Genomic DNA, 18,194 nt, shown 5'->3' with positions numbered 1-18,194 from the left:
GCGACGATGGCGGCAATGAAAACGCACTAAACGAAGTTGCGCAAAAAAACGGCGCCTTTGTCATCATCGAAGAGAGCGCACCTGGCGTTTATAAAATTTTAGAAGAGTACCCAAGTACCGAAACGAGGGTCGTGCTAAAAGATATGAACGGCACTGAGCGTGTGCTAAGTAAAGACGAGATCGATAAACTTCTAGCTCAAGCAAATGCAAAGATCGATAATAACACTTCAAATTTGACAAGAACGAGCGACGCACAGCTAAGTAGCGGCGGGCTAAGCCTTGGCGAGACTATCCTTGCTTCAGCAGCTGGCGCGATACTTGGTAGCTGGATAGGCAGTAAGCTCTTTGGTAACCAAAATTTCCAAGCAAATCGCCAAAGCACATATAAAAATCCAAGTGCTTACACAAGAAGTGTCGATAGCTTTAACAAGCAAAAAGCAGCAAATTCTGCTGCAAGAAGCAGCGGCGGTAAGAGTGGATTTTTTGGTGGTGGCTCGAAGTCAAGCTCTGGCTCATCAAGCTTTGGAGGCTGAAAATGATAAATTTAAGAAAAATCACCCCGTTAAACAACGAATTTATGGAGAAGATCGGTTTTGCATGGCATATAAAGAGATATGAAACATATTAAAAAAATAGCAACTTATGCTGCGGTTGGGGGATTTGGTGCCATTATCATGGCTGGACTTGCAGGTTGTGGGAGCGACGATGGCGGCAATGAAAACGCACTAAACGAAGTTGCGCAAAAAAACGGCGCCTTTGTCATCATCGAAGAGAGCGCACCTGGCGTTTATAAAATCTTAGAAGAGTATCCAAGCACTGAAACTAGGGTCGTTTTAAAAGATATGAACGGTACTGAGCGCGTGCTAGCCTATGACGAGATAGAAGATCTGCTAACTCATGCAAGTGAGATAGAAGATAGCAATACGTCAAATTTAACAAAGGCGAGCGACGCACAGCTGAGTAGCGGCGGGCTAAGCCTTGGCGAGACGATACTATCCTCAGCAGCTGGCGCGGTACTTGGTAGCTGGATAGGCAGTAAGCTTATTGGTAACTTAACTTATCAAGCAGTTCGTAAAGCAAGTAGTTATGCTCATCAGAGCGTTTATTCAAGAAGTTCTGAAAGTTATAGCAAGAGTAAGAGAAGGTATAGAACCTCAAGCGATAGTTCGACTAGAAGCAGTGGCAGGAGCGGGTTCTTTAGTGGTGGTTCAAAATCACATTTACACTTTGGAGGATAAAATGATAAATTTAAAAAAGATAGAACCGTTAAACAATGAATTTATGGAGAAGATCGGCTTTGCATGGCATACGGATAACGATAACAGCTCATATATCGCTGATGAGATCGTGCAAGTAAGCGAAAAAGAGGCAAATGCCTACTATGAGGCTGCAAATGAGCTATATGATATGTATGTAAATGCCGCTCAGCACGTCATAGACAACAACCTTTTTCACGAGATAGGCATACCATTTAACCTTGTTGATATCATCAAAAATAGCTGGGAAAATGACGTTCATTGGCACCTTTACGGCAGATTTGACCTAGCGGGTGGGCTTGATGGCAAGCCTATAAAGCTCATCGAGTTTAACGCCGATACGCCAACGGCAGTCTTTGAGACCGCGATCATTCAGTGGGCGATGCTAAAGCTAAATCGCATGGACGAAGCAGCCCAGTTTAACGACCTTTACGAGTCGCTAAAGCAAAATTTCAAACGCCTCATCACGCTTGGCGACGAGGATGCCGACTTTGACGATCTTTACGAGGATTGGGGGATACTATTTAGCAGTATCGCAGGCAGTATCGAGGACGAGCAGACCGTAAAACTACTGCAATACATCGCAAAAGAGGCTGGCTTTGAGACAGACTTTGCCTACGTTGATGAGGTCGTTTTCAATGATGACGAGGGCATTTTTAAAGGCGATGAAAATTTCGAGTACTGGTTTAAGCTTGCCCCTTGGGAGAGCATAGCGATCGATGAGGGCGAGCTGGCACTCATACTCTCAAACATCATCAAAAACCAAAAAGCTATCATCATAAATCCAGCCTACACGCTACTTTTCCAAAGCAAAGGGATTTTAAAAATCCTTTGGGATCTCTATCCTAATCACCCACTCTTGCTTGAAACCTCAAATGAGCCGCTAAAAGGCAAAAAATATGTGAAAAAGCCGGTATTTGGCAGAGAAGGTGCAAACGTCTCGATACACGATGAAAACGGCGCACAAATAGCAAGTAATGATGGCGAATACGACTCAAACAAAGCCATCTATCAAGAATTTTACGAGTTTAATCAAGATGAGAGAGGCGAGAGCTACCAAGCTGGCGTATTTTACGCTTATGAAGCGTGCGCGCTTGGATATAGAAAGGGCGGCAAAATTTTAGATAACTACTCTAAATTTGTAGGACATTTCATTAAGGATTAAAGATGAAGATCGTTTGTTTAGACGCGGCCACGCTTGGCGAAAACGTTGATCTTAGTGTTTTTAAGAAATTTGGCGAGTTTATCAGCTACCAAAAAACCAAAATCGAAGAGGTTGTGCCTCGTCTAAAGGGCGTTGATATCGTTATCACAAACAAGGTCGTCATAGACAAAGCCGTGATGGACGCGGTAAATTTAAAGCTTATCTGCATAAGCGCAACTGGGATGAACAACGTAGATCTAGAGCACGCAAAAGCTAAAAACATAGCTGTAAAAAACGTCGCTGGCTACTCTACTGCAAGCGTCGTACAGCACACATTTGCCTTGCTTTTTGAGCTAACAAATCGCATCAAATTTTACGATCACTACGTAAAAAGTGGCGAGTGGGTGAAGAGTGAAATTTTCACCTATCTTGGCGCAGATATCAGTGAGATCGCTGATAAAGAATTTGGCATCATCGGTCTTGGCGAGATAGGGCGCAGCGTGGCAGCAGTGGCACGTGCATTTGGCGCAAACGTGAGCTACTACTCGACAAGCGGAGCAAATAAAAATAGTGAATTTAAGCAAAAAAGCTTAGACGAGCTACTAAGAAGCAGTGACATCATCAGCATCCACGCACCACTAAATGAAAAGACTAGAAATTTGCTAGGTGCAAACGAGATAAATTTGCTAAAAGATGATGCGATAGTGCTAAATTTAGGACGTGGCGGCATAGTGGATGAAGCGGCGATGGCAAGGGCGATAGATGAGAGAAATTTACGCTTTGGCACAGACGTTTTGGAGAGTGAGCCAATGAGTGAAAATAACCCATTTTTAAATGCAAAAAAGAAGTCAAATCTACTAATCACCCCGCACATAGCATGGGGCAGCCTGGAGGCTAGAAAACGGCTGATCTCGCTCATATTTAAAAATATAGAAGAATTTATAAAAGGATAGAAAATGGCAAGCGAACATAGCTTTGATATAAGCGCTGAGGTCGATATGATGGAGGTTAAAAATGCTCTTGAAACGGCTAAAAAAGAGATCGCAGCAAGGTATGATTTTAAGGGGCTTGCGGCTGAGGTAGAGCTAAATGAAAAAGAGAAATTTATCACGCTTCTTAGCTCAAGCGACAACAAGATCGATGCGCTAAAAGACATCGTCATCTCAAAGCTCATCAAACGAAACATCCCACCAGTTGCGATCACAGAGACAAAAAGAGAGCCAGCGAGCGGTGGAAATTTAAAGGCTACGCTAAAGCTAAATGACACACTTGACGGCGAAAACTCAAAAAAGATCACCAAGGCGATCAAAGACTCAAAGATCAAGGTGAGCGCGCAGATCAGGGGCGAAGAGATCAGAGTGACAAGCAAAAGCATAGACGATCTGCAGGAGTGTATAAAGCTGGTGAGGGGGTTGAGCCTAGAACTTCCGATAAGCTTTAAAAACCTAAAATAATGGCTTCTCGTGAGTGCCTTTAAACGAGCTAGAAAAATTCTCGCTCCGCAGGCTATATCGCATATTTTCGCTTTATTATGCGTCGTTGATTCAAATTTTTGCTCGGTCATTACCAACTCGGTAACTCCCGTCACAAAAATTTAAATCGCCTCGCCTAATTTTGCGAAATAACTATGCGGCTTTTGTATTTAAAATTTTGCAGGATTTTGGGCTAAATTTGCAAAATTTAGCATGGTTTTTGTATCTAAAATTTGGCGTATTCGTGGATGAAATTTCGCCTTATCGTTGTATTTAAATTTGATCTATCTAAATTCTAAAAAGGGGTAAAAATGGGCTTTTTTGAGAAAATACTTGGTAAGCAAATAGACCTTGGCGAGCAGATGCCGATCTATTTTGTAAGTAGCGACGAAGACTACATGCAGCGCGCATTTGAGCAAGCTCGTGAGAGCTTTAGATATTTTTGGCGTGAGCTTTACTGGGAGCGCCGCAGGATCGTGCCTATGCTTGATTATGCGATGGTAAAAATTTGCTTCTTAGACGTGGTAAACGGCGAAGAGGTGGGCGAGCACATGTGGATAAACGACGTGGAGTTTGACGGCGAAACGATATATGGCACGCTTGTAAATGAGCCAGACACCGTGCAAAACGTAAAAGTTGGCGATCAAGTAAGCGCAAAGATAGATGAGATGAGCGACTGGCTTTTTGCCATTGGTGGGCGCGCATACGGCGGATTTAGCGTGCAGGCGATGCGTTCACGCATGCAAAAAGATGAGCTAGCCGAGCATGACGCAGCTTGGGGGCTTGATTTTGGCGATTTTAACGATATCTTGGTCGTTTTCGAGCAAAAAGAGCACCCAGAAAATTTGATAGAGCATCCGATGAGTAAAAATATGACCGAGCAGTTTGAAAACTACGCAAAAGAGCACCCAAGCGTAGCCACAGACGCTGATGAGTTTGGATATACACAGCTTCACCACGAGGCGATCGCTGGAAATTTAAACCTTGTAAATCTCTTGCTAAAATACGGCGCTGATAAAAATGCCCGCACAAAAAGTGGCAAAACAGCAGCTGAACTTGCTAGGCAAATAGGCTGGAGCGAAATCGCAAAGGTGCTTAGGTAGTTAAATTTGTAAATTTAATAGGATGGGTAAAATTTTGAGTTATCAGGACATTTTAGATGAAAAAGATGAGAGTGTTAAAAATGCTAGAAAATTTGTAAATTTCTTAAAGGCAAATTTTTCAAACTGCGAGATAAGAAGTAGCAAACAAGCGCGTTTGATTGCTCTTTTAAACGAAGAAAACGACCTTTTTGACAGGCTAAATAGGACAAATTTTAATGAAGTTTCAAAAAGGCTCGGCGAGATAAAAGAGCAGATCACTCTTGTTATTTTAGATATCAAAGATGAGATCATAAAGGACTTTGACGAGCAAAACTATGAAATTTACAAAATAGCGCTCTCAAAAGAGCCAGAGGAGCTTGAAAAGGTCAAAAATGAGCTACTTTTAAACTCGTTTTTCGAGAGCCATTTGGGCGAGCACTCGGCAAATTTAAAGGCAAATTTTATAAAAGAGTGCGTCACAAATTTCTTCAAACACTCAAATTTCATAGTGCCTATCATCAGTGTGCTTTGCTACTTTTTATATTTTGGTTTTGAGACCCGATATTTTCCGAGTTTAGATAGCTCGGAGATGATATTTACAGGCATATTGCTATTTTGCGCAACCGCATTTATCACTGTTTTTGAGATATTAGTCCTCGTTTTTGTCTCATTTTTGTACCAAAACGACGATAAAAAGCATAAATTTAAAAAGCCAAAATTTCTATTTTTTTATAACTCAAATTTCATCTACATTTTAACGCTCATCTCTTTTGCTATTTTGGCCTTTGCAGGCTACAAGCTAAACTACGGCTGGAGCACTATCTTGTCGATGTTTTTACTTTCCTACGTTGGAGTAAATTTGGCAGTTTTCTTTAAAGATAGATCAAAATTTATCATCTATCTTCTGTCATTTCTCATGATTTTACTCTTTATAATTTCAGTTATTATCTTAAAAAATGGCGGGTTTTTAGCACTTTGGATACTCTTTTGCTCGTTTATGCTCTCTTTTATGCTGGGCGTTGCTAGCATCAAAGAGACTAGGGATTTTTCATTTGTTTTCTACGCTGCACTTTCGCTTATGATCGTTTCAAACTCGCTTTTGTTTATAAAATACACAGCAAAAACCTTTAACATAGGCGACGTGGATTATAAATTTTTACTTGTGGATAAAAGTGCGTTAAAGGCGCTACCAAGCTCACTTTGTGATGCAAAAGACAAAGAACAAATGCCTTGCGAGATAGATGAGAAAGCAGTTAAAATTTATGGCATAAAATCACTTTGCAATATCGGTAAATTTTACTATCTTCAGACAAGAGACGGAGTGAAATTTGAGCTTGACTCTAGTAAGATAATCTCAAGAGCCAAGGAGCAAAATCCTTAAGCTTTGGGAGCAAAATTTGATAGATATGTGAAATTTGCAGGTTTAGAAATTTAAATTTTATAAGCCTAATTTATGGGGTTAAGCTAAAAATTTCTTTAATTCAAGGCTAAATTTATCAAATTTTAGCTATCCTAACGCATTATTTTAAGACCAACTTACAAAAGGCGATTAATTATGATTTTTAAAAATATTGTTGAGAGTTTTGCTGTAAATTACGCTCATAATTCTATACAAAAATCGCTATATAACGAATTTAACATAGACATTTTAAACACGACTTACACCAAAACTCCAAAAAAAGACAAAAAGTACATGCTCTACGCTCACGTGCCGTTTTGTCACACATTTTGCCCGTATTGCTCGTTTCACAAGTACCACTACGAGCAGGAGCTTGCGAAAATTTACTTTGAAAATTTACGCGAGGAGATGAGGCAGATAAAAGAGGCTGGCTTTGACTTTACATCGCTTTATGTGGGCGGTGGCACGACACTTATAAACGAGCCAGAGCTTGAAAAGACGCTAAAACTCGCAAAAGATATCTTTAGTATCGAAGACATCTCAGCTGAGAGTGACCCAAATCACATCTCGCCAGAGAGCCTAAGCCGCTTTGACGGCCTCATCGACCGCTTAAGCGTAGGCGTGCAAAGCTTTGACGATGAGACCTTAAAAAGAGTTGGCAGATATGATAAATTTGGCTCGGCTGAGGAGACAAAAAGAAAGCTCGAGCAGGCTCTTGGCAAGATCCCAGTTATCAGCCTTGATCTCATCTTTAACCTACCAAATCAAACAAAAGAGCAGCTCATAAACGACATAAATGTCGCAAAATCGATATCTCCGCAGCAAATCACCTTCTATCCGCTCATGAAATCAGAGCTAACAAGAGAGAACATCGCTCGCGCACTTGGCGTCTCAAACGTTGATAACGAGCGCGAATTTTACGAGATCATAGTGAGCGAATTTGCCAAGGGCGGATATAGACAAAGTAACGCCTGGGCATTTTCAAATGAAAAAAGCGCAGACCTTCGCGACGAATATGTAGGCTCAAATTTAGAGTACGTAGGCGTTGGTAGCGGGGCATTTAGCTTTCTTGACGGCGAGCTTGTGATAAACGCCTTTAACCTACTTGACTACGGCAGAAAGGTCAAAGACAGACAAAGCCCAGTCATCGCAAAATGCGCATTTAGCAAAAAAGAGAGACTAAAATATACATTTTTAACAAGGCTTTTTGACGGCGCCGTCGATATCAAAACCTACAACGAGCAAAACAACGCAAACATCAACAAAGACCTATTTGTCGAGCTTAGCTTGCTAAAACTTGTAAATGCGATCTACGAAGAAAATGGCGTTATCAAGCCAACATTTTTTGGCAAATACATCTGCGTCGTGCTCATGCGTGACTTCTACGCTGGCATGGATAAGGTGCGCGCGATATTTAAAGATGACGCGAAGATCAAACGCAGCAAGGTGCTTCACATCATGAGCGAAGACACCGAGCAAAAATTTGATCAAAACATCATACAGCCTCGTGCTGCGATGTAATGCTTGCGAATTTAATAAAAAGCAATCTTTTTTCAATAATCAAAATAGTGATCCTGACGCTTGCCTTTAGCGGGCTTGGCGTCTGGACGCTCTCTTTTATCAACAATGAACTTGTAAATTTAAAAGAATTTAACGCCCTCGTGGTGGTTAAATTTATAGCTATCTTGGTCTTATTTTTCATAAGCGCCATCGCTGCGAATATCTCGCTTACAAATTTTGGACATAAATTTATCTACGAGCTTAGATATCAAAGCGTAAAACAAATTTTAGACACGCCAAATAGCGTGATAAACGAGATCGGCAAGGCAAAGATCATAGCCAGTCTAAACAACGACATAAAGACGATCACTTTTGCTTTCATGAGCGCTACTGGCTTCATACAAAGCCTAGTTTTCATCATTTGTGCTAGCTTTTATCTAGCCTATATTGCGCCAAAAGTATTTATATTTAGTGCCGTTTGGATCGGCGCAACACTCGTTATAAACACGCTTTTGATGAAAAAGATCCACCTTTACTTTAGAGATTCCAGAACGCAAGATGACGCACTGCAAAAGCACTACGACGACATAGTAGAGGGGCACAGAGAGCTAAGTCTAAATAGAGTAAGAGCGCAAGTCTGCTTTGATGAGCTAAATTTGACAGGCGATAAGAAGCGCCAAAGCATGGTAAAAGCTGACGTCTATCACGCGCTAAGTGATAATTTCACAAATGTAATGCTTCTTGGCGCAGTCGGACTTTGCGTATTTTTGTGCGTGGCATTTGGCTGGGCGAGCCTGCAAACGGCGCTTAGCATAAGCCTTACGATACTATTTTTAAGAGGCTCATTTATGAGTATGGTTGGCTCCATACCAGCCGCACTTAGCGCAAAAGTGAGCTTAGAGAAGATCATGAACTTAAATTTAAATGAATTTAAAGAAGGCTTTAAATTTGATGATAGCCTAAGCGATGAGTGGCAAAGCATCAGGCTAAAGGATATAAATTTCAACTACGAGCAGGGCAAATTTAGCCTAAAAGATGTAAATTTAGAGATCAAACGCGGCGAGATAACATTTATCATCGGTAAAAATGGCAGCGGCAAAAGCACGCTTATAAATTTACTCTGCGGCCTTCTTCGCCCAAGCAGCGGCGAAATTTACCTTGATGGCACAAAGATAGATGAGGCAAATTTACAAAGCTATCATGCAAAGATAAGCGCTATTTTTGCTGATTTTTATCTATTTTCGCAAACGCTCTCTCGTGATGGCTTTGCCAGCCAAAGCGATATAGAGGAGCTTTTGGTACTGCTTGAGATAGATAAAAAGGTAAGTGTCATTGATAATAAGCTTAGCACCACGCAGCTCTCAACCGGTCAGAGAAAGCGCCTAAGCCTGCTAATAGCCATATTAGAGCGCCGCTCTATCCTTATCCTCGATGAGTGGGCGGCCGATCAAGACCCATTATTTAAGCGTAAATTTTATAAAGAAATTTTGCCGTTTTTGCAAAGCAAAGGTATAAGCATCATCGCTGTAAGCCACGATGATAGCTACTTTGATGTGGCAACTAGGATCATTTTAGTAAAAGATGGTTTTGTGCGTGAGCTTGATGAGGCGGAGCGCATCAGTGCCGCAAAAGACGCCGTAGAAAAGATAAAATAAGAGTATTTTTTACACAAAAAGAGATTTGAGTGTGCTACTCTTGAGCTATTTCAAGATCAAATAAATTTAAATTTAGTAGAATTTTGAAAAATTAAAAAAGGCGAAGTATGTCACACTCAGAGCTTGACAGCACCTATCTTGGCGCTTTTATCATACTTTTGTTAGCTACTTGTTCGTTTAGCTTGATAACATTTTTATCTTCAAAAATAAGCAAAAAGCTAGCCAACCGCAACACTGAGCGCTTAAAAGTTGGCTTTTACGAGTGCGGACCGACCACAGTAAAACAGCCAAATAAGATAAATATCCACTACTTTTTTTATGGAATTTTATTTATTTTATTTGACGTTGAGGTCATTTTTATGTATCCGTGGGCGGTAGATTTTAGGCTGCTTGGGCTATTTGGGCTCATCGAGATGCTGCTTTTTGTGGCGATTTTACTCATCGGCTTTGCCTACGCTTGGCAAAAAGGAGTCTTTAAATGGCAAAGCATCAGATAAACTACGCTGCAAATGGCGGTCTGCCAGTCGTTTTAACGACCGTTGATAAGCTCGTGCAGTGGGGCAGGAGCAACTCGCTTTGGGCGCTTAGCTACGGGCTTGCATGCTGTGCGATCGAGATGATGGCAAGTGGCGCTAGCAGATATGACTTTGATAGATTTGGCACCATTTTTAGGGCTAGTCCAAGGCACTCAGAGGTGATGATCATAGCTGGCACGCTAACCAAAAAGCACGCTGAATTTACAAGGCGCCTTTACGACCAGATGCCTGAGCCAAAGTGGGTCATCTCGATGGGTAGCTGCGCAAACACTGGAGGCATGTTTAACACCTACTCAACCGTTCAAGGCGTCGATCGCATAATCCCCGTCGATATCTATATCCCAGGCTGTGCCCCGCGCCCAGAGACGCTTCAGTACGCACTTATGATGCTTCAAAAAAAGATAAGAAAACAAAGTGCATTTAGGGCGCAAAAGCCAAGAAAGCTAGATATATGAGAGAGTATAAGCCAAAAAACGACCTGCAAAAAAAGCAGTACTACAGTGAGAAATTTTATATCGCCAAGCAGACGCCAAAAGAGGCAGCAAATGGCTCTAAATTTGACGAAGAGCTGGCTGTTTTAGAGCAAAGCGGAGTGCAAATTTTATCTAGCTACGTGGAGTTTGACCAACTTGTTCTCTACGTAAATTCTAGTGAAAATTTTAAAGCGCTTGAAGCGTTAAAAAACTTTGGCTACGAGCAGCTTTGTGAGCTTGCGGCGATTGATTATATAGCTCAAAAAGGCGGATATGAGGTCTTTTATCAGCTTTTAAGTGTTAGCAAAAATAGGCGCGCACGAGTAAAGTGCTTTGTTAAAAAGGACGAAATGCTAAAAAGCGTTTGCGAGCTTTATAAAAGCGCAAACTGGGCTGAGCGCGAGATGTATGATCTAAGTGGCGTTCTAATCAAAGATCATCCAAACTTAAAGCGCCTCATCATGCCTGATGACTGGCACTCGCACCCACTACTAAAAAGCTATCCGCTAGTTGGCGACGAGGCTGCTAAATGGTACGAGGTGGATAAAATTTTTGGGCGTGAATTTAGAGAGCAGATCGGCGAAGAGAACCGCGACCCAGCCTTTGTGAACGAGAAAGATACCTTTGGCTTTTCAAGAGTGTTTGATGAAAATGAAGGGTACGAGTATCAAGAAGAAGGTGGCGTGAAATTTGTCAAAAAAGCCAAATTTAATCAAAGCCAGATAGTAAAGGAACGACCTTGAGCCAAGCACCAAACCGCTTAAAACCATTTTTTGAAAATTTAGAATTTGAGCAAAATGACGGCAAGATGATACTAAATTTTGGCCCGCAGCACCCAAGCGCACATGGACAGCTAAAACTCGTGCTTGAGCTTGACGGCGAAAAGGTTGTGCGCGCTATGCCAGAGGTTGGCTTTATGCACCGAGGCGTTGAGAAGATGGCTGAAAATATGACCTATCAGGAGTTTATTCCAGTAACTGACAGGGTCGATTACATCGCCTCAAGTGCGAATAACTACGCATTTTGCGCGGCTGTGGAGAAGCTTTGCGCTATCGAAGTGCCTCGCCGTGCGCAGATCATTAGAGTGATGCTTTTAGAGCTAAACCGCATCAGCTCGCACCTTTTATTTTTAGCTACGCACGCCCTTGACGTGGGAGCTATGAGCGTCTTTTTATACGCATTTAGAGAGCGCGAATACGTCCTTGATCTCATAGAAAAATACTGCGGCGCAAGGCTAACGCATAGCTCGATAAGGATCGGTGGCGTGCCGCTTGATCTGCCTGATGGCTGGTGCGAGGAGCTGCTTAAATTTTGCGAGAAATTTCCAAGCGACATCACGCTTTATGAAGACCTGCTAAGTGAAAATAGAATTTGGCAAGCAAGGCTTGTTGATGTGGGCGTAGTTAGCAAGGAGCTAGCCCTTAGTAGCGGCTGCTCTGGCGTCATGCTAAGAGCAAGTGGTGTGGCACGTGACATCAGAAAAGAAGAGCCATATCTCATCTACGACGAGCTAGAATTTGACATGCCTTACGCTAATGAGGGCGACTGCTACGCGAGATACCTACTTTATATGAAAGAGATGCGCGAGTGCGTGAAAATTTTAAAGCAGTGCGTTAGCAAGTATCAGACCAGCAGCCCTGCCATCATCGCCGACGCGCCAGAGTATGTGAGCGCTTCAAAAGAGCAGATAATGAGCCAAAACTACTCACTTATGCAGCATTTTGTGCTGATAACTCAGGGGCTAAAGCCACCAAAGGGCGAAATTTACTTTGCTAGTGAGTCACCAAAGGGCGAGCTTGGAATTTATATAAACTCAGACGGTAGCGCAAGCCCGTATCGCCTCAAAATTCGCACACCAAGCTTTTGGCACTGCGCTATTTATGAAGATATGCTAGTTGGGCAGTATGTGGCAGACGTCGCTGCGATCATAGGCAGTACAAATATCATCTTAGGCGAGGTTGATAGATGAGAAGGGTCGATCTTAGGCATCTAAAGGGCGAGTTCTTGAGCACTCTTGGGCAGCAGATAAAGGCTAGCGAGCCAGGCGAAGTGGTGATATTTTTGTTTGAGATAGGAGATTACAGCGGCGTGGAGAAGGCTGTAAATTTGGCTTATAACCTAAACTGCGAGGTGATGAACTCGCTTAAATTTAACCAAGTTGATTGGGCATTAACGATAAAAAAGGGCAAGATATGAAATTTAATGATCTAGTAGCAGGCAAGAGCCTAAGTATCGCAAATTTACTAAGCTTAAGCGACAAAAATTTAGCAAAAAAGATAAAAGAGCACGAGTTTAAATATATCTCATGCTTTGAAGATAACGAGCTTGGCAGCGAAAATTTGATCCGCTGCGAGATAGGATCAATAAGCTATGTCTTAGCGCTTCTTTGCAAGTATGCAAATTTGGTGCAAAATGAGTTTTTCGAGGAGCTTGATGATGGGCTGATAAGTGGCGAGTGCAATGTGGGAGAGGAGGAGTTTGAGGAGCTTGGCGAGTGGATAAAGGACGTTAAAAACGTGATCATCGATGACTCGTTATTTACTCATCCAGATAAAGATGCGATCTTTTGGCTACTTGAAATTTTAGGTAAAAATGTCGTCTTAGCAGGCGGCGAAGTGAGAGAATTTGCAGTAGGCGGCGAAGTTGGCGAACTAAGAGAGCTTGATAATTTTGACGGAGCGGTCGTTTATCTAAACAAAAACGCAAGCGATGAGATCGTTGGTGGCGTGCAGTTTGGCATCGTGGCAAAGGCAAAGGATGGCGAAACCTTAAATTTAAAGGCAAAAGACTTTAGGGTGAGTGCTAAATTTAGGCTTAATCCGTCGCTAAAAGGCACGGTTGCTGTGCTTGGCGCAAAAGAGTTTGATGGATATGCATTTAAACAAGTAGTAGTTAGCAAATGAAAATCACCATAAACGATCAAATTTTAGAGGCAAACGAGGGCGAGAGCATCCTAAACATCGCAAGGGCAAATGGCATCTACATCCCTGCGCTTTGCTACCTTAGCGGATGTTCGCCAACGCTTGCTTGCAGGCTTTGCATGGTCGAGGCAAACGGCAAAGTGGTCTATAGCTGCAACGCCAAAGCCAAAGAGGATATGCAAATTTACACAAACACGCCAGAGATCGCTGCTGAGCGAAATGCGATCATGCAGACCTACTGCGTCAATCACCCCCTTCAATGCGGCGTTTGCGACAAAAGTGGCGAGTGCGAATTGCAAAATTTAACGGCGCATCTAAATGTAAATGAGCAAAAATTTGCCATTACAGACACGCACAAACCGCACAAAAAATGGGGACTTATCAACTACGACCCAGCTCTTTGCGTGGTCTGCGAAAGGTGCGTGACGGTTTGTAAAGATAAGATAGGCGAGAGTGCGCTAAAAACGGTGCCAAGAGGCGTTGAGGTGCCAAAAGAGCTAAAAGATAGCATGCCAAAAGATGCCTACGCCGTATTTAGCAAGATGCAAAAGAGCCTAATTGGCCCAAGCGCTGGCGAAAATTTGGACTGCTCGTTTTGCGGTGAGTGCATCAGCGTCTGCCCTGTTGGAGCGCTTGTTAGCTCAAATTTTCAGTATAGCTCAAACATCTGGGAGCTAAGCCGTGTCCCAGCGGCAAATCCGCACCAAAGCGACTGCGAGCTCATTTTTTATGACGTAAAAGAAAAGAGCACTAGCGATAGAAGCAAGCAAATTTATCGTGTGAGCAACGACTTTCACTTTGGCGAGATAAGTGGCGCTGCAAGGTTTGCCTACGACTTTCACAACGAAAATGCAGGCAAAAATGAGACGAAATTTAACGAGCTCATTTCAAATTTTAAAAACGGCAATATAAAAAATATAAAATTTAATAGCTTCATAACAAACGAGGAGGCGCTTATCTTGGAGCGCTTGAGAGAAAAATTTGACCTAAATTTACTAAACGATGAGGCTTTTAAATTTCAAAATTTCTTAAATGTTTTTAGCGAATTTAGCGGTCTTAGCTCATATAACGCAGACTACGAGAGCCTTAAAAATAGCGATTTTGTGATCACGGCTGGCAGCTTCTTGCGCCATGAAAGCCCAGTGACAAGCTATAAGCTAAATAACGCCCTAAAAATGAATAAAGCTAGTGGAATTTACTTTCATCACATCGCCGATGAGGTGGTGAAGAAATTTTCAAAGAATTTCGCCTGTGTGAGCTATGAGGCTGGCAAAGAGGCTGGCAAATTGGAGCAAATTTTACTCTTTGTGCTTAAAAACTGGGGCGAAAATTTACCAACAGCACTTCAGGCAAGAGTTGAAAAATTTGAAGAGAGCTTTGGCTTAGAAGTAGCCACTTTGAGCGAGGGCAAGGCTAAATTTACGCTCATTTTGGGTAGTGACTTTTACGCTCATGAAAATGCAAATTTACTTGCAGCCCTTGCTGGAGTGATCGCAAGAACTACGCCTTTTGCTGTGATGCTGATACCGCCTCGAACTAACTCGCTTGGCGTTGCTAAAATTTGCACGCTCTCACTTGAGAAAAAGACTGGCAAGACGCTAGGATATAACGAAATGGGCGAGTTTAAATTTAGCATTTTTGAGGGCGATCTTGATGCTGGTGCGCTAAATCAGCAAGAGGGCACATTTACAAGTATAAATAACGAAGTAGTGCCGACAAATGCGGCTTTATCTCATGGCGGCTACTTCTTAAACGATATCTCAAATGCGCTTGGACTGGTGGCTAAAAATACGATTGATTATACAGCGCAGCTGCCAAAAGAGAAGGGCTACAGGGGCGTTAAATTTGATGACTTAGAAAACTTTTACGCAAACGACGGCACAAGCCACAGAGGCTACAGGCTTGAAATCTCAAATTTCACGCCAAAAGACGATATAGAGCCACTTTTTAAAGAGAAAAATGAGCTAAATTTAAAAGAGGACGAAGCGCTAATAAGCCTTGCAAATCCTATAAATTTGCCATCGTTTTTTGCAAACTATGCTAGCGGGACCGCAAAACGCGCGAAACTTTACGCAAGTAGCGAGTTTATGGCTAAATTTGAGATTTCACAAAATGAAGCGATCATTTTAGAAAAAAATGGGCAAAAGCTTGCCATTTGCGTGGAGTTTGATAGCGAGCTAGGAGGCATTGGCGCCTATCTTGGCGACTACGATGATAAGCTTGATGTAAGCGCCATTTTTGAGGGTAACTGCTACGCTAGCGTAAAAATAATAAAGGCAGAGAATGAGTGAAATGCTATTTTTTGTGATAACAACTATTGTTAAAGCAGTCGTCATCTTGGCCGTCATGGCTAGCCTTGCAGGACTTGCGACTTATGCTGAAAGAAAGGTGCTAGCCTACATGCAGCGCCGCGTGGGACCTGATATGGTGGGGCCTGCTGGCGTGCTTCAGATCGTGGCTGACATGATAAAGCTCTTTACAAAAGAGGATATCCTCCCAGCAAATGCAAATAAATTTATCTTTCTAATAGCCCCTCTAATCTCTGCTATCGCGGCATTTGCAGCGCTTGCGCCCGTGCCATTTTTGCCTGAGTTTGAGGTTTTTGGGCATACGATTAGACCGATACTTGCAGATATAAATGTGGGCGTTTTATATATCGCTGGCGTGGCAGCGGTTTGCGTCTTTTCGCCACTTGCAGCAGGTCTTGCAAGCTACAATAAATTTGCACTAATTAGCGCCGCTCGCGCAGTCGTGGCGCTTCTTAGCTTCGAAGTGGTCGCTGGCATGGCACTTTTAAGCGTTGTCATGGTGACTAGCTCGCTCTCGCTAGTTGATATAAACAACTACCAAAAAGGCATCTTTAACTGGCTCATCTTCAAGCAGCCCCTTGCCTTCGTGCTTTTTGTGATGGCAAGCTTTGTGGAGTGCAACAGAACGCCATTTTGCCTAACAGAAAACGAGACCGAGATCGTAGCAGGCTATGGCACTGAGTATAGCGGCATGAGATGGGCGATGTTTTTTATCGGCGAATACACAAATATGATCGCAGCAAGCATCATCATCACGCTCCTATTTTTGGGCGGTTTTAATGAGTTTTTATTTATCCCAGGTGCTTTGATGATCATCTTAAAATCAAGCCTAGTCTTTTTCTTTTTTCTTTGGACGAGGGCGTCGTGGCCGCATCTAAGGGTCGATCAGCTTAGCATGCTTTGCTGGAAAATTTTGCTTCCGCTTGGCATCTTAAATGTCGTAATCACCGGCTTTGCACTACTTATCTAAGGCGTAAAATGAGCGAGAAAAGATATATTTTGATAGACGAAAAGATAGAGCCAAAAGGGGCATTTGATAAATTTAAGCACTTCATCGCCGCTACTTTTAAGCTTGATCTTTTGGTGGGGTTAAAGATCACGCTAAAGCAGATGCTCTTTAGCAAGTCGCACACTTTAAAATACCCTATGCAAAAGATGGAGCTAAACGCCAGATATAGGGGAATTCATAGGCTTTTAAAATTTGTTGAAAGCGAAAATGAGCGCTGCATAGGCTGTGGATTATGCGAGAAAATTTGCGTTAGTAACTGCATCTCGATGAAGACTTCGCTTGGCGAAGATGGCCGCAAAAAGGTCGCAAGCTACACGATAAATTTAAGCAGGTGCGTCTATTGCGGATTTTGCGCTGATGTCTGCCCTGAGCTTGCCATAGTTTGCGGGCAAGAGTACGAGGTCGCAAGTGAAAACAAAATCCTCTTTGGCACAAAAGCTGAGTTTTTAACAGATGATAAATTTTTAAAAGATCAAACCGAGTTTGAGGGCTATGGCGCGCTACCTAAAAATGCTGATAGTCTGGTGAAAAAGACGCCAAATGCGCTTACAAATGATGATAAGGCAGAAACGATGGATATAAATTTAAAAGGGTCAAGCGATGTATGAGAGCTTTGCATTTTATCTTTTTAGCGCCCTTATATTGGTTAGTTTTTCTTTTAGCGTTCTTTGCAAAAACGCCCTAAATGCAGTCTCTGCGTTAGCTGCTGGCATGGTTTTTATCTCGGCTATATTTTTCTTGCTTGGGGCTGAGTTTTTAGGCGTGGTGCAAATCGTCGTCTATACAGGCGCTGTGGTCGTTTTATACGCATTTGCGATGATGTTTTTTGACACCAGCAAGGAGTGCGAGCCAAAAAGTGGCAAAAAAGCAAAGATCATCGTCTATCTTCTAAGTAGCTTCATAGCGCTTCTTTTGATATTTATCTTTTTAGCGCCGATTTATAGCGCAAAGCAAGAGGTGGTAAATTCTACTCTCGCTAGCCTTGGCAACATCGAAGCGGTTGGAATTTTGCTCTTTAGCAAGTATCTGCTAGCCTTTGAGATGTGCGCTATCATGCTACTTGTGGCGATGGTGGCTGGCATCATCTTGATACATAAAGACCTAGACGCGCAAAGCAAATTTGAGGAGATGCTATGATAGGCCTTACTCACTACCTCATCCTAGCAAGTCTGGTCTTTGTCATAGGGCTTGTTGGCATAATGAGAAGAAGAAATTTGATAATGCTATTTTTCTCAAGCGAAATTTTACTAAACTCAGCAAACATCGCACTTGCAGCCATCTCGAAATACTACTTTGATCTAACTGGGCAGATCATCGCATTTTTTATAGTAGCCATCGCTGCTAGCGAGGTCGCTGTGGGGCTTGGATTGCTCGTGCTTTGGTATAAAAAGACTGGTAGCATCAGTTTAGATTCGATGACAAATATGAAAGGCTAAGA

At 42.4% G+C, this 18,194-nt stretch carries 20 protein-coding genes; all 20 read left to right on the top strand.

The window, feature by feature from the left end; translation table 11 throughout:
- A partial coding sequence (locus F3G88_RS01260) for a UPF0323 family lipoprotein (RefSeq protein ID WP_149715923.1) occupies positions 1-533 on the top strand: 533 nt, incomplete at its 5' end.
- Between the two features lie 81 nt (positions 534-614).
- The gene (locus tag F3G88_RS01255; RefSeq protein WP_149715163.1) at positions 615-1,238 is read left to right on the top strand and encodes a UPF0323 family lipoprotein; all 624 of its coding nucleotides are present in this window, start codon (positions 615-617) and stop codon (positions 1,236-1,238) included.
- A gap of 1 nt (position 1,239) precedes the next feature.
- Positions 1,240-2,421, top strand: coding sequence for a glutathionylspermidine synthase family protein (locus tag F3G88_RS01250; protein WP_149715162.1), 1,182 nt, complete (start codon positions 1,240-1,242; stop codon positions 2,419-2,421).
- A 2-nt stretch (positions 2,422-2,423) separates the two neighbouring features.
- Positions 2,424-3,353: a D-2-hydroxyacid dehydrogenase gene (locus tag F3G88_RS01245; RefSeq protein WP_149715161.1), complete on the top strand. Its 930-nt coding sequence runs from the start codon at positions 2,424-2,426 to the stop codon at positions 3,351-3,353.
- 3 nt (positions 3,354-3,356) lie between these two features.
- A complete protein-coding gene (locus F3G88_RS01240) occupies positions 3,357-3,854 on the top strand; it encodes a YajQ family cyclic di-GMP-binding protein (protein WP_103599196.1) in 498 nt (165 codons plus the stop codon).
- A 329-nt stretch (positions 3,855-4,183) separates the two neighbouring features.
- On the top strand, positions 4,184-4,975 hold the full coding sequence (locus tag F3G88_RS01235) for a DUF2314 domain-containing protein (protein ID WP_149715160.1): 792 nt from the start codon (positions 4,184-4,186) through the stop codon (positions 4,973-4,975).
- Positions 4,976-4,997: 22 nt separating this feature from the next.
- Positions 4,998-6,335 (top strand): TIGR04086 family membrane protein, encoded by a 1,338-nt coding sequence (locus F3G88_RS01230; protein ID WP_223228703.1) that lies wholly within the window; start codon positions 4,998-5,000, stop codon positions 6,333-6,335.
- A gap of 174 nt (positions 6,336-6,509) precedes the next feature.
- Positions 6,510-7,874, top strand: a complete 1,365-nt coding sequence (locus F3G88_RS01225; protein WP_103573900.1) for a coproporphyrinogen III oxidase family protein — start codon at positions 6,510-6,512, stop codon at positions 7,872-7,874.
- Positions 7,874-9,508 carry a multidrug ABC transporter permease/ATP-binding protein gene (locus F3G88_RS01220; RefSeq protein WP_149715158.1) on the top strand — a complete coding sequence of 545 codons (1,635 nt, stop codon included), beginning with the start codon at positions 7,874-7,876 and terminating at the stop codon, positions 9,506-9,508. Before F3G88_RS01225 ends, F3G88_RS01220 begins: the two co-directional genes overlap by 1 nt.
- A gap of 107 nt (positions 9,509-9,615) precedes the next feature.
- Positions 9,616-10,005 (top strand): NAD(P)H-quinone oxidoreductase subunit 3, encoded by a 390-nt coding sequence (locus F3G88_RS01215; protein WP_012001119.1) that lies wholly within the window; start codon positions 9,616-9,618, stop codon positions 10,003-10,005.
- Positions 9,987-10,499 (top strand): NuoB/complex I 20 kDa subunit family protein, encoded by a 513-nt coding sequence (locus F3G88_RS01210; protein WP_021083979.1) that lies wholly within the window; start codon positions 9,987-9,989, stop codon positions 10,497-10,499. Before F3G88_RS01215 ends, F3G88_RS01210 begins: the two co-directional genes overlap by 19 nt.
- Positions 10,496-11,260 (top strand): NADH-quinone oxidoreductase subunit C, encoded by a 765-nt coding sequence (locus F3G88_RS01205; protein WP_149715157.1) that lies wholly within the window; start codon positions 10,496-10,498, stop codon positions 11,258-11,260. Before F3G88_RS01210 ends, F3G88_RS01205 begins: the two co-directional genes overlap by 4 nt.
- Positions 11,257-12,486, top strand: a complete 1,230-nt coding sequence (nuoD, locus tag F3G88_RS01200; protein WP_149715156.1) for an NADH dehydrogenase (quinone) subunit D — start codon at positions 11,257-11,259, stop codon at positions 12,484-12,486. The genes F3G88_RS01205 and nuoD overlap by 4 nt, the downstream gene beginning before the upstream one ends.
- Positions 12,483-12,713 carry an NADH-ubiquinone oxidoreductase subunit E family protein gene (locus F3G88_RS01195; RefSeq protein WP_107965677.1) on the top strand — a complete coding sequence of 77 codons (231 nt, stop codon included), beginning with the start codon at positions 12,483-12,485 and terminating at the stop codon, positions 12,711-12,713. Before nuoD ends, F3G88_RS01195 begins: the two co-directional genes overlap by 4 nt.
- A complete protein-coding gene (locus F3G88_RS01190; RefSeq protein WP_149715155.1) occupies positions 12,710-13,420 on the top strand; it encodes a hypothetical protein in 711 nt (236 codons plus the stop codon). Before F3G88_RS01195 ends, F3G88_RS01190 begins: the two co-directional genes overlap by 4 nt.
- Positions 13,417-15,729, top strand: a complete 2,313-nt coding sequence (locus F3G88_RS01185) for an NADH-quinone oxidoreductase subunit G (protein ID WP_149715154.1) — start codon at positions 13,417-13,419, stop codon at positions 15,727-15,729. Before F3G88_RS01190 ends, F3G88_RS01185 begins: the two co-directional genes overlap by 4 nt.
- Positions 15,722-16,717: an NADH-quinone oxidoreductase subunit NuoH gene (nuoH, locus tag F3G88_RS01180; RefSeq protein WP_149715153.1), complete on the top strand. Its 996-nt coding sequence runs from the start codon at positions 15,722-15,724 to the stop codon at positions 16,715-16,717. The genes F3G88_RS01185 and nuoH overlap by 8 nt, the downstream gene beginning before the upstream one ends.
- A gap of 8 nt (positions 16,718-16,725) precedes the next feature.
- Complete coding sequence (gene nuoI / locus F3G88_RS01175) at positions 16,726-17,364, top strand: NADH-quinone oxidoreductase subunit NuoI (protein WP_149715152.1); 639 nt, start codon at positions 16,726-16,728, stop codon at positions 17,362-17,364.
- Positions 17,357-17,893, top strand: coding sequence for an NADH-quinone oxidoreductase subunit J (locus F3G88_RS01170; protein ID WP_103617761.1), 537 nt, complete (start codon positions 17,357-17,359; stop codon positions 17,891-17,893). The genes nuoI and F3G88_RS01170 overlap by 8 nt, the downstream gene beginning before the upstream one ends.
- Entirely contained in the window at positions 17,890-18,192 is a 303-nt protein-coding gene (nuoK, locus tag F3G88_RS01165) for an NADH-quinone oxidoreductase subunit NuoK (protein WP_004317991.1), read from the top strand. Before F3G88_RS01170 ends, nuoK begins: the two co-directional genes overlap by 4 nt.
- Positions 18,193-18,194: the final 2 nt, after the last annotated feature.

Origin of the sequence: Campylobacter concisus, from assembly GCF_902460675.1 — a bacterium.
GTDB lineage: Bacteria > Campylobacterota > Campylobacteria > Campylobacterales > Campylobacteraceae > Campylobacter_A > Campylobacter_A concisus_AJ.
This window is presented reverse-complemented; position numbering and strand designations above follow the sequence as displayed.

Coding starts and splice junctions, on each gene's coding strand:
- F3G88_RS01245 (WP_149715161.1), top strand. CDS start 2,424: ATGAAGATCGTTTGTTTAGACGCGGCCACGCTTGGCGAAAACGTTGAT.
- F3G88_RS01205 (WP_149715157.1), top strand. CDS start 10,496: ATGAGAGAGTATAAGCCAAAAAACGACCTGCAAAAAAAGCAGTACTAC.
- F3G88_RS01215 (WP_012001119.1), top strand. CDS start 9,616: ATGTCACACTCAGAGCTTGACAGCACCTATCTTGGCGCTTTTATCATA.
- nuoH (WP_149715153.1), top strand. CDS start 15,722: ATGAGTGAAATGCTATTTTTTGTGATAACAACTATTGTTAAAGCAGTC.
- nuoI (WP_149715152.1), top strand. CDS start 16,726: ATGAGCGAGAAAAGATATATTTTGATAGACGAAAAGATAGAGCCAAAA.
- F3G88_RS01195 (WP_107965677.1), top strand. CDS start 12,483: ATGAGAAGGGTCGATCTTAGGCATCTAAAGGGCGAGTTCTTGAGCACT.
- F3G88_RS01225 (WP_103573900.1), top strand. CDS start 6,510: ATGATTTTTAAAAATATTGTTGAGAGTTTTGCTGTAAATTACGCTCAT.
- F3G88_RS01170 (WP_103617761.1), top strand. CDS start 17,357: ATGTATGAGAGCTTTGCATTTTATCTTTTTAGCGCCCTTATATTGGTT.
- F3G88_RS01220 (WP_149715158.1), top strand. CDS start 7,874: ATGCTTGCGAATTTAATAAAAAGCAATCTTTTTTCAATAATCAAAATA.
- F3G88_RS01240 (WP_103599196.1), top strand. CDS start 3,357: ATGGCAAGCGAACATAGCTTTGATATAAGCGCTGAGGTCGATATGATG.
- F3G88_RS01230 (WP_223228703.1), top strand. CDS start 4,998: ATGGGTAAAATTTTGAGTTATCAGGACATTTTAGATGAAAAAGATGAG.
- F3G88_RS01190 (WP_149715155.1), top strand. CDS start 12,710: ATGAAATTTAATGATCTAGTAGCAGGCAAGAGCCTAAGTATCGCAAAT.
- F3G88_RS01250 (WP_149715162.1), top strand. CDS start 1,240: ATGATAAATTTAAAAAAGATAGAACCGTTAAACAATGAATTTATGGAG.
- F3G88_RS01210 (WP_021083979.1), top strand. CDS start 9,987: ATGGCAAAGCATCAGATAAACTACGCTGCAAATGGCGGTCTGCCAGTC.
- F3G88_RS01185 (WP_149715154.1), top strand. CDS start 13,417: ATGAAAATCACCATAAACGATCAAATTTTAGAGGCAAACGAGGGCGAG.
- nuoK (WP_004317991.1), top strand. CDS start 17,890: ATGATAGGCCTTACTCACTACCTCATCCTAGCAAGTCTGGTCTTTGTC.
- F3G88_RS01235 (WP_149715160.1), top strand. CDS start 4,184: ATGGGCTTTTTTGAGAAAATACTTGGTAAGCAAATAGACCTTGGCGAG.
- F3G88_RS01255 (WP_149715163.1), top strand. CDS start 615: ATGAAACATATTAAAAAAATAGCAACTTATGCTGCGGTTGGGGGATTT.